Annotated in this window: 11 protein-coding genes; 6 read left to right on the plus strand and 5 right to left on the minus strand. The window is 55.0% G+C overall.

Features of this window, described 5'->3' with window-relative positions; all coding sequences use genetic code 11:
* The first annotated feature begins 17 nt into the window (after positions 1 to 17).
* From gatB to BUB13_RS09655, 4 genes are all read left to right on the plus strand, one after another.
* Positions 18 to 1,454: an Asp-tRNA(Asn)/Glu-tRNA(Gln) amidotransferase subunit GatB gene (gatB, locus tag BUB13_RS09640; RefSeq protein ID WP_072908352.1), complete on the plus strand. Its 1,437-nt coding sequence runs from the start codon at positions 18 to 20 to the stop codon at positions 1,452 to 1,454.
* Between the two features lie 131 nt (positions 1,455 to 1,585).
* Positions 1,586 to 2,653: an S-methyl-5-thioribose-1-phosphate isomerase gene (gene mtnA, locus BUB13_RS09645; RefSeq protein ID WP_072908354.1), complete on the plus strand. Its 1,068-nt coding sequence runs from the start codon at positions 1,586 to 1,588 to the stop codon at positions 2,651 to 2,653.
* A gap of 11 nt (positions 2,654 to 2,664) precedes the next feature.
* A complete protein-coding gene (glnE, locus tag BUB13_RS09650) occupies positions 2,665 to 5,847 on the plus strand; it encodes a bifunctional [glutamate--ammonia ligase]-adenylyl-L-tyrosine phosphorylase/[glutamate--ammonia-ligase] adenylyltransferase (RefSeq protein WP_072908356.1) in 3,183 nt (1,060 codons plus the stop codon).
* Positions 5,840 to 7,738, plus strand: a complete 1,899-nt coding sequence (locus BUB13_RS09655) for a response regulator (protein ID WP_072908358.1) — start codon at positions 5,840 to 5,842, stop codon at positions 7,736 to 7,738. The genes glnE and BUB13_RS09655 overlap by 8 nt, the downstream gene beginning before the upstream one ends.
* A 19-nt stretch (positions 7,739 to 7,757) precedes the next feature.
* Here the strand turns inward: BUB13_RS09655 and ttcA are convergent, their stop codons facing one another.
* On the minus strand, positions 7,758 to 8,528 hold the full coding sequence (ttcA, locus tag BUB13_RS09660) for a tRNA 2-thiocytidine(32) synthetase TtcA (RefSeq protein WP_072908360.1): 771 nt from the start codon (positions 8,526 to 8,528) through the stop codon (positions 7,758 to 7,760).
* Positions 8,529 to 8,685: 157 nt separating this feature from the next.
* Between ttcA and BUB13_RS09665 the strand changes: the two genes are divergently transcribed.
* Entirely contained in the window at positions 8,686 to 9,402 is a 717-nt protein-coding gene (locus BUB13_RS09665) for a lytic transglycosylase domain-containing protein (RefSeq protein ID WP_072908362.1), read from the plus strand.
* Here BUB13_RS09665 and BUB13_RS09670 read toward each other — a convergent pair.
* On the minus strand, positions 9,399 to 10,100 hold the full coding sequence (locus tag BUB13_RS09670) for a PilZ domain-containing protein (protein ID WP_072908364.1): 702 nt from the start codon (positions 10,098 to 10,100) through the stop codon (positions 9,399 to 9,401). The two genes, BUB13_RS09665 and BUB13_RS09670, sit on opposite strands and share 4 nt — an antisense overlap.
* A 70-nt stretch (positions 10,101 to 10,170) precedes the next feature.
* On the minus strand, positions 10,171 to 10,464 hold the full coding sequence (locus BUB13_RS09675) for a hypothetical protein (RefSeq protein WP_072908366.1): 294 nt from the start codon (positions 10,462 to 10,464) through the stop codon (positions 10,171 to 10,173).
* A gap of 235 nt (positions 10,465 to 10,699) precedes the next feature.
* Here BUB13_RS09675 and BUB13_RS09680 point away from each other — a divergent pair, with 235 nt between their 5' ends.
* The gene (locus tag BUB13_RS09680; RefSeq protein WP_072908368.1) at positions 10,700 to 11,203 is read left to right on the plus strand and encodes a pilus assembly FimT family protein; all 504 of its coding nucleotides are present in this window, start codon (positions 10,700 to 10,702) and stop codon (positions 11,201 to 11,203) included.
* Positions 11,204 to 11,283: 80 nt separating this feature from the next.
* On the opposite strand, the gene BUB13_RS09685 is transcribed toward BUB13_RS09680, so the two are convergent.
* Both BUB13_RS09685 and BUB13_RS09690 read right to left on the minus strand, forming a co-directional pair.
* Complete coding sequence (locus BUB13_RS09685) at positions 11,284 to 14,454, minus strand: efflux RND transporter permease subunit (protein ID WP_072908370.1); 3,171 nt, start codon at positions 14,452 to 14,454, stop codon at positions 11,284 to 11,286.
* On the minus strand, positions 14,451 to 15,638 hold the full coding sequence (locus tag BUB13_RS09690; protein WP_072908372.1) for an efflux RND transporter periplasmic adaptor subunit: 1,188 nt from the start codon (positions 15,636 to 15,638) through the stop codon (positions 14,451 to 14,453). Before BUB13_RS09690 ends, BUB13_RS09685 begins: the two co-directional genes overlap by 4 nt.
* Positions 15,639 to 15,640 lie beyond the last annotated feature (2 nt).

Here is a 15,640-nt window from a genome sequence, read left to right on the forward strand (position 1 = left end):
CGGAAAGGAATAAAAAGATGGATTCAAGATACGAAGTCGTGATCGGGTTGGAAGTCCACGTCCAGTTGACCACCAAAACCAAGATCTTCTGCGGCTGCTCAAAGGATTTCGGTCAGGAGCCGAACAGCCAGACCTGCCCGGTCTGTCTCGGCCTGCCGGGGGCGCTGCCGGTGCTCAACAAACAGGTGGTCGAGTACGCTATCAAGACCGGACTGGCGACCAACCACAAGATCGCGCCGCGCTCGATCTTCGCGCGCAAGAACTACTTTTATCCCGATCTGCCGAAGGGTTACCAGATTTCCCAGTTCGAGCTGCCGATCTGCGAGCATGGCTGGTTGAATATCGAGACCGAGGAGATGGGCAAGAAGAAGGTCGGCATCACCCGTATCCACATGGAAGAAGACGCCGGCAAGCTGATCCACTCCGAAGGCAACAGTTCGGCGGTCGACCTCAACCGCGCCTGCACGCCGCTGTTGGAAATTGTCTCCGAACCGGATATGCGCAGTGCTGACGAGGCGATTGCTTATCTCAAGAAGCTGCACCAGATCGTCATGTACCTGGGTGTCTGTGACGGCAACATGGAAGAGGGCTCCTTCCGCTGCGATGCCAATGTCTCGATCCGTCCCTGGGGACAGGAAGAGTTCGGCACCCGCGCCGAGCTGAAGAACCTCAACTCCTTCCGCTTCATCAAGCAGGCGATTGAGTACGAGGTGGAGCGCCAGGCCGACCTGATCGATGACGGTGGCAAGGTCGTGCAGGAAACCCGCCTGTTTGACCCCGATTCCGGTGTCACCCGCTCGATGCGTGGCAAGGAAGAGGCGCACGATTACCGCTACTTTCCCGATCCGGACCTGGTGCCGCTGGTGGTTTCCGACGACTGGGTCGAGCGGGTACGCGGCGAGCTGCCGGAGCTGCCCGAAGCCAAGGTCAAGCGCTACACTGACGAGCTCGGCCTGTCGGAATACGACGCCGGTGTTATCTCGACCGAGCGCTCTGTCGCCGAGTATTTCGATGCCTTGGTTAAGCTGCACAATAACCCGAAAATCTGCGCCAACTGGGTGATGGGCGAAGTTTCCCGTGCGCTCAATGACAACGGGATCGCCATTGCCGACTGTCCGGTGACCCCGGAGTTGTTGGCCGGTATCCTTGATCGGATTGCCGACAACACCATCTCCGGCAAGATCGCCAAGACCGTCTTCGAGGAAATCTGGAACAGCGGCAAAAGCGCCGACCAGGTGATTGAAGAGAAGGGCCTGAAGCAGGTGACTGATACCGGCGCCATCGAAACAATGCTCGACGAAATTATCGCCGCCAACCAGAGTCAGTTCGAAGAGCTCAAAGGTGGTAAAGACAAGCTGATGGGCTTCTTTGTCGGTCAGGTGATGAAGGCGTCGAAGGGCAAGGCCAACCCGGGGATGGTCAACCAGTTGATGCAAAAGAAGTTAAAAGGGTAACTCCCTCTCCCCAGGAGAGAGGGTTGGGGTGAGGCGGCAGTTAAAAAACGAAGGATTCCCCCTCATCCGGCCTTCGGCCACCTTCTCCCCGAGGGAGAAGGGAAAAATCAGACAAAGAGGAATTGTGCACTATGGCAGGCTGTCAAATCGATAAAAGTGTTATCCGTCCGATCCGTTTTTTTAACGGCAAAGCCCAGATGCTCGATCAGCGTCTGCTGCCGGCGGAAGAGGTCTGGCTTAATTACAATACCTACGAAGAAGTCGCAGAGGCGATCCGCAGCATGGTGGTGCGTGGTGCCCCGGCGATTGGTGTTGCCGCGGCCATTGGCGTCTGGTTCGGTGTGCGCGATATCGAGACCGAGTCGACGGAAGAGTTCTACGCCGAAATGGAAAAAATCTGTGATGTTCTCGCTGCTACCCGGCCGACCGCGGTCAATCTGTTCTGGGCCTTAGAGCGGATGAAGCGTTTCGCTCACGCCAACCTCGATCGCACGGTGCTGGAGTTGAAAATCGGTCTCGAGTACGAAGCATTGGCGATCACCCAGGAAGATGAAAAACTTTGTATTCAACTGGGGAAACAGGGTGAGGGACTGATCCCGGACGGTGCTCGGGTTCTAACTCACTGTAACGCCGGGGCTCTGGCGACGGCTGGTTACGGGACTGCTCTTGGTGTGATCCGGGCTGCGGTTGATGCTGGTAAGAAGATTTCTGTGCTGGCCGACGAAACTCGTCCGTTCAACCAGGGGTCGCGGCTGACCGCCTGGGAGTTGAAAAAAGACAATATCCCGGTGACACTGATTTGCGACAACATGGCTGGCTACCTGATGAGCAAGGGCGAGATCGACTGCGTCATCGTTGGTGCTGACCGGATTGCCGCCAACGGCGATGTCGCCAATAAAATAGGGACCTACACGGTGGCGGTGTTGGCGAAAGCGCACAAGATTCCGTTTTACGTCGCTGCGCCGATGTCGACTGTCGATCTGAGTTTGAGCGACGGCAGCCTGATCCCGATCGAGGAGCGGGATGCCCGCGAGATCACCCACCTTAAAGACATCCAGTTGGCACCGGAGGGAATCGAGGTGCGTAACCCGGCCTTCGATGTGACCCCGAACGAGTTGGTGACCGCGATTATTACCGAGCGGGGTGTGGCGGAAGGAAATTATCAGCAGGAACTGGCGGCATTGGCGAATAAACGTTAAGTGGGAGTGCCATGAGAGAACAGATCCGACAGAAACTTGCCCTGCTGGGGAGCGAGGATGAGCAGCAACTGAGCGACTGGCTCGAAAGTTTCGCCTTGTTCGACGGTCAGCGTGCGACAACCAACCTGCGTCTCCTCGGCGAGCAGTTGCAGGACTGGGAACTGCTGCAGGATGTTCTCTATGATGCCTTCAATGTCGCTGATCCCGATGCGGCTCTCAACCTGCTGGAACGGCAGTTCGATTGTGTCGGCGCTGAAATCCTGATGAGCCTGCTGAAACAGCCGAAGCGGCGCCAGCAACTGCTGACTGTGCTGGGTGGTTCCAACTTTCTTGCCGGTATCCTCTGCCGCAAACCGCAGTTCGCCGAGCACCTGCTGCTGCAAGGTAAAATCGACGCACCACGCAATGAAGCCGATATGCTGGCTGATCTGCGGCAAATCATTCCAGATGACGCCGACTTCCCGCAGCTCAAGGCAGGCCTGCGGCACTACAAGGTCGAGCAGATCCTGCGCATCGGCAGCCGTGATCTCTGCGGGATGGCATCGCTGGAAGAAGTTACAGCTGAACTGTCCGGATTGGCGGCCGCGTCTCTGCAGCGGGCTTATGAAATTTGTGGCTATCAGTTGCAGGAAGAGTTCGGCGAACCGCTGGAGACCACCGAGTCCGGCGACCGGCAGCGGGCTGAGATGACCATCCTCGGGATGGGCAAGTTCGGCGGCAATGAATTGAATTTTTCTTCCGATATCGACCTCATCTATTGCTATTCCTCCAACAACGGTGAAACCAGCGGTGGCAGCAAGGGCGAAAAAATCAGCCTGCATCGTTACTTTGTCAAGTTGGCCGAACTTGTCACCCGTGCGCTACATCAGGTCACCGAAGACGGTTTTGTTTTTCGTGTCGACACCCGCTTGCGGCCGGATGGCAACAGTGGTGATTTGGCCATTTCGGTTGTCGGTGCTGAAACCTACTACGAGTCATGGGGGCAGAGCTGGGAACGGGCAGCGATGATCAAGGCACGCCCGGTGGCCGGTTCGATCTCTTTGGGTGTCGAACTGCTGAAGCGACTGAAACCTTTCATTTACCGTCGTTACCTCGATTTCGGCATGATCGAAGACATCAAGCTGATGAAACAGAAGATCAATGCCAGCCTCGGTCGCGAGCAGGAAGGCGAACGCAACCTCAAGCTCGGACGTGGCGGTATCCGCGAGATCGAGTTTTTCATTCAGGCGCAGCAACTGGTTAACGCCGGAACCCGACCGCATTTACAGTACCGCAACTCATTGCGTATGCTGCAGTTGCTGGAGCAGGAGGAGCTGATCAGCAAAGACGAGATGTTGCTACTGAGCGATGCTTATCGTTTTCTGCGCACCGTAGAGCACCGTATCCAAATTGTGCAGGAGCGGCAAACGCACTCGTTGCCGACACAGCCGAGAGAGCTGCTGACGTTGGCTCGACGCAGTGGCTTCAAGGATGTCGAGAGTTTCAATTCTGAGCTGGAACGGCACCGGCAGGGCGTTTCTGAAATTTTCAAGGACCTGTTTCATTCCGCAGAAGAGGAGGAAATCGAAGTTCGACCTGAGGTCAACTTTATTTTCGACTCTGAATCGGACAGCGATCTGGTCAAAGATCTGCTGGAAGAGAAGGGCTTTAAAAACCCCGATGCTGCTTACGAGAACCTGGCTTGGCTGCGCGACGGCGATCCGCACAAGCGTTTGACCGAACGGGGGCGCCGTTGCCTGGACAAACTGGCGCCGCTGCTGCTCTCCGAAATTCTTGATTCGGCCAATCCAGATCAGGCGCTGAACAACCTGGAACGATTTATCAAAGGGATTCGTGCCCGCACTTCTTATTTCTCATTACTGAACGAGAACACCGGTATCGTCAAGCTGCTGATCGCCCTGTTCAGCTCCAGCCAGCTGCTATCGCGGATTTTTATCCAGCGCCCGGAACTGCTTGATACGCTGGTGGCACGGTCTTATGCGGTGGAAAATAAGGATCGTGATGAACTGGCCGCCTCGCTGGCCGAGCAGATGGCGCTGGCAGAAGATTACGAAATGCAGCTGGATGGCTTGCGTCGTTTCCGCAACGAAGAGTTTCTGCGCATCGCGCTGAGTGATCTGCACGGGCAAATGAAGCAGGGGGAAGGGGCGAAGCAGCTCTCCTGGGTGGCCGAAGTCTGTCTGGAGCAGGCGATCGAAATGGCCCGCAGCGAACTGAAGCCCCGCTTCGGCTGTCCCTTCGCCGAGGATGCCCCGGCGGATGCCGAGCGGACTGCTTTTGCCGTGGTCGGCATGGGCAAGCTGGGCGGCCTCGAACTGAACTACCACTCGGATCTCGATATCATCTTTATTTATGACAGCGAAGGGCGTACCCGCCCGGTTGAGGGAACTGATCCGAACCGGTTTCGCGAAATCAGCAACCATGAGTATTTCGCCAAACTGGCGCAGCGGATTATTACTGCGTTGACTCTGGTGACACGCGAAGGCACGGTTTACGAGATCGACACCCGTTTGCGGCCCTCTGGCAACCAGGGGCCACTGGTGACCAGCTACAGTGCCTTCAAGCGCTATCACCAGGAATCGGCGCAACCCTGGGAACGACAGGCGATGACCAAGGCCCGGGTTGTCTGTGGGCCGGAAGAGTTTGCCGAGCGCCTGCAGCACCTGATCTCCGACCTCGCTTTCTATCGACCTATACCGGACGACCTGCAGGCAGAGATCTACCGTCTGCGCCAGCGCATGGAGAAAGAGATCGCCAAAGAGAGCGATGATCACTTCAACATCAAGACCGGACGCGGAGGTATGGTTGATGTCGAGTTTATTGCTCAATACCTGCAATTGCGCTATGCTCGTCAGATTAACGAGTTATGGGTGCAGAACACGCTGGAAATACTGCATGTTCTGGCTAGAAATGATATTTTGCATGTTGCAGAAGCGAACAAGCTGATCAAAGGTTACAAGTTTCTGCGTCGCTTGGAAAACAAGCTGCGGTTACTACACGATCAGTCGATTAACGAATTGTCGCTTGATGCCAAGAGTCTGCGCCGGGTTGCCTTGGGGCTTGGCTATGGTAAAAAGGGAATTGTTCCGGAGAAAGAGTTCCTGGAAGAGTACCGCGCGACGACCGAAGGAATTCGCGAACTGTTCGAAAACTATCTGAACCCGCAGCCGGGGGAGGACGGCCAAGATGCCTGACATCAGTAAAAAAGTGATGGTCATCGATGATGACCGTATGCTGCGATCACATCTGGAGAAACTTCTGACTGCAGCTGGCTGCTCTGTCGAGACTGTCGATCGGGGAGCGATCGGCCTGCAGAAGTTGCTGAAAGATGACTTTGACCTGGTGTTGATCGACATCAATATGCCGGAGATTTCCGGCCCTGCCGTGTGTAAAGCCCTGCGCAAGCATGAAAAAACCAAAGATCTGAAGGTGGTGATGATCACCGCCATGTTCCATAGCCCGGAGCAGATTGAACAGGCAAAAGCCGATTACGGTGCGGATGAATTTTTACTCAAGCCTTTCACTTCAAAAGATATGCTGGCCTTGCTGGAGCGTCTGTTCAACCCGGATGCGCAGGCAGAAAATGATGCCAGTCAGGGATCTTTGGAAGAGAAGAACGTTCCACAATTGCTGCACGATCTTTACAGCAACGAGAAAACCGGCCTGCTCCATCTGGAGCGGGGGGATGCCAAAAAAATTATTTATATCAAAGATGGTTACCCGGTTTTTGCCCGCTCCAACGTGCTCAACGAATGCCTCGGCCGGATGCTGGTGAAAGAGGGGGTGCTGACCCAGGTTGACTGCGATGCTTCGGTTGAACGCAGCCGTGAGTCGGGGCGTCTGCAGGGTACGGTGCTGATCGAGATGGGTATTCTGACACCACAGGACCTGCATGCTGCGCTGTCGCGCCAGGTAACGGAAAAGCTGCTCAGCACCTTCAAATGGGGTGATGGTTCTTTCCGTTTTGTTGACGGCAAGGATTTTAAAAAGAATGTTGCGGCGATCAAGGTTTCTCCCGCTTCATTGATTATGCAGGGAATCAAAAATTACTGGTCGCAGGCCCAGCTGGATGAGTTTATCCTGCCGCTGCGCAACCTCTACCTGAAGCAGTCGGGCAACCCGAAATACCGCTTTCAGGATATCGAATTGAACCGCCGCGGGCAGGAAATTTACGGGCAGTGCCTCGGCAGCCTCACCACCAGCGAGATCATTGACCAGCATCCGCTGGCGAAACAGGAAGTCCAGCAGGTGCTCGCAGGACTGGTTCTGTCAGAATTGGTAGAAGTGAGTGAGGTCGCTGAAAAGGTTGATGCTGCTGAAGTCCCCGGTATCAGTGGCAGCCGACCGATCGACGAACAACTGCGGAAAAAGATCCTGGAAGACTACAAGCGCATCATGGACACTGATTACTTCGAGGCCCTTGGAGTATCGCGGCAGTGCAACTGCTCGGAAGTGCGCCGTGCCTACTACAAGATGGCGAAGGAATATCATCCCGATCGTTTTCTCGGCAGTGGTTTGTCGAAGGAGATGAGCAATAAGATCAACGAAATGTTTCAGTACGTCAGCCAGGCATATACGGTGCTGAGTGATCCCAAATCCTGCTCTGATTACCTCGATGAGCTTATTAACGGACCGAAAAAAAGTATCGACATCAACCAAGTGATCGAGGCTGAAACTGCTTACCAGGAAGGGCGCAACCTGCTTAACATTCGACGTTTCAGTGCTGCGGTCAAGCCGCTCAAACGGGCGATCGAACTCAGCCCGGAGGAGCCGGAATACCTCACCTATTTTGCCTGGGCGCTCTTCAAGTCGGCACCGGAAAAAACGGAAAACCAGACTCAGGCGATGGAAGTTCTGCTCGCTTCGCGCGAATTGAATCCCGGCCTCTACCAGACCCACCTTTACCTGGGTTTTGTCTATCAGCAGCAGGATAAGGAACGGCAGGCTGAGAAGTGCTTCGAGATGGCCGTGCAGGCCAATCCCGACTGCACCGAGGCTTTACGCGAGCTGCGTCTGATCAATCTGCGGCGGGAACAGGGAGCGCAGTCGAAGGGCTTGCTGAAGAAATTTATCCACAAGGATTAAGCAGCGTCTTCCGCGTTTTTTATCTCTTCTCTTTCAGCGGACTCTCCTTGTCCAGCAGGTGCCGAAGCTGAACATTCCCCAGTGCACTGATCATACTGTTACGGATCTGTGGGATCTCTTCGGCGAGGTCATTGATCAGTTGCTTCATCCGTTGTCGCTTCTGATCAACCCCACCTGCAACCGGACAGGAACAGCAGATCAGCGGGTACTCTATCAATCTGCTGTATTCTGAAATATCAGCCTCTTCAACATAGACCAGCGGGCGGATGACGGTCTGTTTACCGTTGTCAGCCAGCAGCTTTGGACTCATTGCTGCCAAGGTGCCGACATAAAACTGGTTGAGTAGCAGCGTTTCAATGAAGTCGTCAAGGTGGTGGCCGAGAGCGATTTTGTTGCAACCGAGCTCATCTGCCAGCGTGTAGAGAGCTCCGCGTCGCAGCCGAGCACAGAAAGCGCAATATGACGAGTTCGGTTTGCGTTTTTCACTGATAATCTGGTAGGCATCGATTCTTTTAATGCGGTAGTTATGCCCCCGCTCGCGCAGGTGCTGTTCGATAATGTCGGTGCGATAACCGGGAAACCCGGAGTCAATGTTGACAGCGATCAGTTCAAATTCGACCGGCGCTCGCTTGCGCAGCTCTTCCAGGATGTCGAGAAGCAGGTAGGAATCCTTCCCACCGGAAACGGCGACTGCAATTTTATCGCCCTCCTCGATCAGCTTGAAATCGCCGATCGCTTTACCGGTTTGACGTTTTAACTGCTGGAAAAGTTTATCGCTTTGTTTTGACACAGGGCAAGCTCCTGAAAAATAAATGGAAAGCTTCTTGTAATGGAATTGTCGAGCAAAAGCAATGACCATCGGTTGCGAATGTAAAACGGTTTGTTTTTTGCAAGTTTAAGTCTGCCGAAGAGAAACGTGCCGTTTTTTTGACAAGAGGTGATGCGTTATGAGTATCGACCCGTTACAGTCGCTATTGCCGTCAACACAACTGAAGCCCTTGAATCAGGTTGGTCGCGACGAAACCACAAATACGGGGTTTGCCGAACTCCTTGATGCTGCCGGGCAGGTGAAAGCCGGTGTCGCCAAAGCCCAGGAGTTGATGGAGCTGGCGCAGATGCAACTGTTGCAGGGGCTGTTCGATACAAAGGAGGAGGCAGGCAAGAATGATGATCTCCTCAGCCGTTTGTCTACCGCGGGCTTCAGTCTGCGCGCAGCCCCTCAGGTTCAGCAGGCTGATCGGGTTTACCGGCAACTGCAGCCTTCATTGCAGAATCCACCGGAGCGCGCGGAGATCGAAAGTATGATCGAGCGGGTTGCGCAGCAGGTCAGCCTGGCACCGGAGTTGATCCGTTCAGTCGTGGCTGCTGAGAGTAATTTTCAGCCACAGGCGATCTCGCCCGTTGGCGCTCAGGGGTTGATGCAGTTGATGCCTGCGACGGCGGCCGAGCTTGGGGTGGAGGATAGCTTTGATCCACAGCAGAACCTGTTGGGTGGAAGCCGTTATTTAAAGCAATTGCTCGACAAATATGACGGTGATCTCGATAAGGCGCTGGCGGCTTACAACTGGGGCCAGGGGAACGTTGACCGAAAAGGCTTGCAACAGATGCCCGAGGAAACCCGGGACTACCTGGTTAAAGTCAAAGCCGGGCTGTCGACAGGTTAGCTTTTGAGTTTTTTCTCGTAAATTGCTTTGCCCGGATGCCGGATCTGCTCCAGTTGTGCTTCGCTGATCGTCGTAAAGCTGACACCGATAGAGGGGATTTTCATCGCAGTTCCCCAGGGAATTCTGCTGCAGATGCTGGCTTGGATCGGAGTTTGATCTTCAAATTCAATGAAGCGTAGCCAGACATTGCTTTCCAGGGGGCGATCACGCCCAGTGATCAGGGAGCAACCCCCTTCTGAAATATCAATACTGGTCGAGCGTTCAACATCGTCATCGCGAAAATCCTCATCACTTGCCAGCAGAACGTTGTAATGGAGGCGCATGCGCTGAAAGCGGCGGATTCTTCGTGCTGTGAAACTTTGGCAATGCTCGTCAATAAACAGCTTCAAGCTCATGTTGTCAGTAGGGTGGCTACCGTAAAGCAGGCACAGAAGCTTCTGGCTGGATTGGTCCCAGCGCAGGCGTAGGGTCGGGAAAAGCCGCAGCAGTTCGTGGCACTGGGCTTTTTCAACCTGGTTCGCTTTGACCAGCGTGGGTAGGTCGATCAGCAGACCGTTGTAGGGGATTTCTTTCATCTGCTCGAACATTTCGTGCAGACTGGCGGCGGTGTCGCAATCAGCTCCCAGACTGCTGACCTGCTGCTGGTACAATTTGCGAATCTCTGGATCTGCTGCTGCAACGATAGTGCGAACGTTCATAACGACCTTTCCGTACGGGCTTTGACGATAGTATAGCCCTAACGTTAGAGGTCGTCAATTTTGAGAAGTTTCAGGATTTTTTGTCAAAGAATCGGCCGCTTTGTCGTTCACGCTTCAGTTCATCAACAAACTCTTTCAGGCGAGACGTTTGGGCAGCGTTGACCAGCGGTTCCTGCTTTGAAAAGAACCATTTTTCACCGTCCCAGCCGACATCCTTGTTGATCGGGCGTTCCGGGTTAGTCACTACCTCGCAGGCTCCGGAGAGTGAATACCCTTGATAAACCTGGGAAATCAGGCATTCCTCGCCTTCGACATTGATCCAACCCTTCAGTTCGATTTTCGGATGATTTTTCTTGCTCAGCATGTTTCCCCCCGATCTCATCACCAAAAAGTTTAGTTCGTTACTCTTGCTTTCTTAATTAATTATCTAGCAGTGAAGTCAACTAGAGTAAAGTTTTTTTGATGCCAGGATGTCATAATCCTGTTGTGTTGGTAACTGACGTGTTGCGGTGGATGGCCGCCGAATCAGGTTAAAAAGGTTGACGGATTTGCTCTTCGCCAGCAAACTGAAATTCTTATTTTTCAGCGGAAGAAGGATAATGAACAGTTTGCACAATCAACGTGGTGTTGCCCTTATGGGGGTGCTGATGGCGGTGGTGGTTCTTGGCCTGATGTCGGGGATTGCCGGTTCCAGTTGGAAGTCCATCGTTCAGCGTGCCAAAGAAGAAGAGTTGCTGTGGCGGGGCAGCCAGTATCGCAAGGCAATCGAATCCTATTACAAAAGCAGCCAGGGAGGGGCAGTGGCCGCTTTGCCGACCGATCTGGAGAAGCTCGTAAAAGATGATCGTTCAATCGCTGTGTTGCGTCACCTGCGCAAGCTTTATAACGATCCAATGACCGGGAACGATTGGGTTGTGATAAAAGATCCTTCCGGCAAGATCAGTGGCGTGCGGAGCAGCAGCGAGCTTGAAGTTTTCAAGCAGGACGGGTTTGATTCTGCCAACAGTGCTTTTGTCGGCAAAACCCGCTACAGCGAGTGGGAGTTTGTTTTTCAGCCGACAACAGCGCAGAAAGTAGCGAAACCGGCCAGCAAAACACAATGATTTCCGCGCAGTTTTAAGATGGCTGCTCAGCACCAAAAGGAAACGGCCCGTCCAACTAAGGATCGGGCCGTTTTTTTTTGTCAGCTCTCAATGCTTGCTGCTGCCTGCTCTGCGTGCTTGTCGCGAAGGCCGAGCAACCTGCGGAAATCTTCCAGAATCAGGTAGAGTGCCGGGATTAGCAGCAGAATGATGCCGGTGCCGAAAAGGATGCCGAAGCCGAGGGAGATTGCCATCGGAATGAGAAACTTGGCCTGTACACTGGTCTCCAGAATCATCGGCATCAAGCCGAAAAAGGTCGTGAAAGATGTAAGAATAATCGGCCGGAAACGTCGTGTTCCGGCGGCAACCAATGCTTCGTAAAGCGGCATCCCGTCGATCCGGTTGCGGTTGGTCTTGTCGATCAGCAGCAGCGAGTCGTTGACCACGACTCCGGACAGCGCGACGAGGCCGAACATGCTCAGCAAGCTGAGGTTGTAACCCATAATGATATGACCGAGGACCGCGCCGATCATGCCGAAAGGGATTGCGGTCATGATCAGTAGTGGCTGGCTGTAGCTGCGGAACGGGATTGCCAGCAGGATGAAGATGGCGATCAGGGCCAGTTTGAAGCCGGCCAGCATGCTGCTGAGGGATTCCCGCCGTTCCTTCTCTTCCCCCTCCATGTCCCAGGACAGACCCGGATAGTCAGCGACCAGCTGCGGCAGCAGGTTTGACTTCAGATCGCTGATTATTTCCTGAGCGTTGGTCTGCTCGTCATCGACGCTGGCCGAGACGTTAATCACCCGTTTGCGGTCGGTGCGCTTGATTTCTGAGAAGCCTTGCCCCTCGATCACTTCTGCTGCCTGCAGTAGTGGAATCTCCTGTCCGGCAGGGGTGCGGATGCGCATATTCTCTAAATTCCAGAGCACTTTCCGGTCTTCTTCCGGGAAACGAACCATCACCTTGACTTCGTTGCGGCCCCGTTGCAGGCGCAGGGCTTCGGCACCGTAAAAGGCGGAACGAACCTGCCGTCCCAGCTCGGTTTCAGTGATCCCGAGAGTGCGCGCCGCAGGTTTCAGCTTCAGTTTGATCTCCTGCTTACCACGGGCATAGCTGTCTTCAATGTCGCTCACCCCCTCATATTCCGCAAGGGTTGCGCGGATCAGGTTGGACGCCTTCTCCAGCACGGTGAAGTCCTGATGCGCCAGCTGAACATCGATGTTGGCACCCAGTCGCATCAGGTTGGAGCGGAAAGTCATGGAGTCGACTCCCGGCAGCTCTCCCAGCTTTTTCCGCCAGTGGTTGGAAATCTCGGTAGCGGCGACTCCGCGCTGTTCGCTCTCAACCAGAAACATTGCCACGTTACTCATGTGCGAGGCTGTCGTACTGCTGCCACCGCCGGGTCCGCCGCCGGGGATGTTGCCGCCCACCAGCATGTAAATGTTACGCAGAATGCTGTCGCCTGCGGGGCGGCCGGCATCGTATTCGGCCACCGTTTCCAGCCCTGTCTGCATGATCAGGTCGCTGACCCGGCCGGTTTCTTCAATCGGGACGCCCCGGTTCATCTGTAAGGAGACAGTAATTCTGTCACCGTCGACTTCCGGCATGAAAGTGAACTTGAGAAAGCCGTTTTTGACCACGCCGATTGTCAGCAGCAGCATGCAGATACCGATGGCCAGTGAGGCATAGCGATACTTCAGATTTAGGTGCAGGGCCCAGTTGTAGGGACCTGCGACAAAACGTTCCAGCGCTGCCCCGAACCATTTACGGACCCGGTCGATCCGCCCGAGCAGGCCGCCATTATCCGACCGCGGTTTACCGCCGCTCAGGTGTGCCGGTAGCACGAACAAGGATTCGATCAACGAGGCGAGGAGTAACGCAATGACTATAATGGGGATGACTTTGATGAACTTGCCCATCATCCCGCTGACGAAGATCAGCGGGGTGAACGCGGCAACCGTCGTCAGGATCGCGTAAGTGACCGGAATCGAGACCTCAAGGGCACCATCGACCGCAGCCCGGGCGTAGGGTTTGCCCTGCTGGCGATGGTCGAAAATATTTTCACCGACGACGATGGCGTCATCGACAAGAATCCCCAGGGCCAGGATAAAAGCGAACAGTGAAACCATGTTGATCGAGACGCCGAGCCAGGGCATGAATAGCAGGGTGCCGAAAAAGGAGATCGGGATGCCGAGCATGACCCAGCCGGCCAAACGGATTTCCAGGAACAGGCCGAGGACGACCACCACCAACGCCAGACCGAGCAACGCATTTTTTTGCAGCAGGTTCATTCGGCTGGTGAAGAGTTCGGTGGTGTCGTTCCAGATTGCCAGCTGCAGACTGTCCGGCAGGTTGAGTTGCTTCTGCTCGATGTAGTCGATAATTTTTTCAGAAATTTCAGTCGGTTTTTGCTCGCCGATACGAAAGACGTTGAGCATCGCTGCCGGTTTGCCGTCGAAGCGGGCGTAGGTGTCGCTGTCGGCGAAGCCGTCGACGACGTTGGCAATGTCGCCCAGTCGCACCTGGCTGCCGTCGGCCTGGCTGAGAATGACGATATCCGCATATTCGGGACCCCAGTAGCGTCGCTCCTTGGTTCGCAACAGGATCTCTCCGCCGCTGGTTTTCACTGTGCCGCCCGGCAGATCGAGGGATGCGGCGCGGATCCGGCTCGCTATCTGTTCCAGGGTCAGGTTGTAGCGCCGCAGATTTTCTTCCGCGACTTCGATGGTGATTTCAAACGGTCGCACGCCGCTCAGATCGACCTGGGTGATGTCGGGCAGTTCGAGGATTTCATCGCGGATCGTTTCGGCCTGCTCGCGCAGTGTTTTCTCGCTGGCATCTCCGTACACCACCACCGAGATGACTTCTCGCCTGTTTGAGAGCTTACTGACAATCGGCTTTTCTGCATCGCCGGGGAAGGTTGTGATCCGGTCGATTTCACTGCGGATTTCCTGCAGCACTTCATCGACATCTTCATCTGCGTAGATTTCGGCTGTTACCGTGCCGGAGCCTTCGTTGGCGGTGGCACGCAACTGCTTGATCCCGTCGACCGCGGTCAAACTCTCCTCGATTTTTAGCAGAATTCCTTCTTCAACCTCCTCCGGGCCGGCGCCGGGGTAAGCGACGCTGACCGAGACCGTATCGAGGGAAACTTCTGGGAAAATCTCCTGCTTGATGCTCGGACCCATGATGATACCGCCGAGAATCAGCGCCAGCATCAACAGGTTGGCGGCCACATGATTATGGGCCATCCATTTGACCGGCCCGGTCATTGCGCCTGCTCCCGCATAACCGGTCGCAGCAGCAGTCCGTCAGCAGCCCCGGAGAGGGTGGTCAGGATCAATTTTTCTCCCGCGTCGACTCCGCTTTCGAGCAACAGCTGTTGCTGTTCGCGGCGCAGGACTTTTACCGGGCGTTGCTGAAGACGGTTGTCGGTATCCACGATCCAGACCTGTTGTCCAGTGCGCAAGGCTTCGCGCGGGATACTGATGATCTGTTCTAGATGTTGGCCGAAAATATCGATTTCGACAAACTGTCCGTTCTGCAGTACAGGGCCATCCGCAGATTTCTCCAACTGATAGGGATCGTCGATGCCGATGACGATGGTTGCCATGCGGCTGCCGGTGTCGATTTCACCAAGGCTGCGGACGATTTTTCCCTGCCACTGTGCCTGCCTGTTGGTAGACAGACGGATTATTGCCAGCGAACCGGCAATCTTGTTTTTGCTGGTCGGGATACTGAGCCAGCGTAATTCTTCAAGCGGCAGGGGGACATGAATTTCCGCCCGTGCAGTGCCTGAGAACGTGCCGATGCTGCTGCCCGCTCGTAAATATTGACCGAGGTCGACTTGCTCCTGGCGGATACGGCCGTCGAAAGGCGCTTTTATGATGGTGCGCTGCAGGTTCAACTCGGCTTGCTTCAGGTTTGCCTTGGCCGCAGTCAGGTTGGCCTGTTCCTGTTGCAGTTGAATTTCGCGGGTCACCAAGGGCCCCGGCACGCCTTTATTCGGCAGCTCGATCCGGTTCCACTCCTGCATGGCGACACGGGCCTTTTCCTGTTCGGTGCGCAGGGCAACCTCGGCACGGGCAATATCGGCCTGGGCGCGTTCAACCGCCAGCTGATAGTCGCTTGCATCAATTTTGAGCATCGTCTCGCCCTGTTTGAACAGGCCGCCGCCGACCAGTTGCGGTGAGATCCAGACGACCTTGCCATTGACTTCCGGCACGATGCTGATTTCTTGCTCGGCGACAACGGTGCCAGTGGCGTGGACTTTGACCTGATGGGCTTTGCTCTGCAGCTCGATTACATCAACCAGCGCACCGAGTTGCGGTGGTTGTTGTCGTTTAGGTGCTTTCTTCATCCCGATCAGGGATTTGAAGGCAAAAAAACCGACAGCCAGGATCAGGATCGGCAGGATGATTTTCAAAGCGAGGCGCTTTTTTCCGGTTTCGCTCATAA

The organism is Malonomonas rubra DSM 5091, assembly GCF_900142125.1.
Lineage (GTDB): Bacteria > Desulfobacterota > Desulfuromonadia > Desulfuromonadales > Geopsychrobacteraceae > Malonomonas > Malonomonas rubra.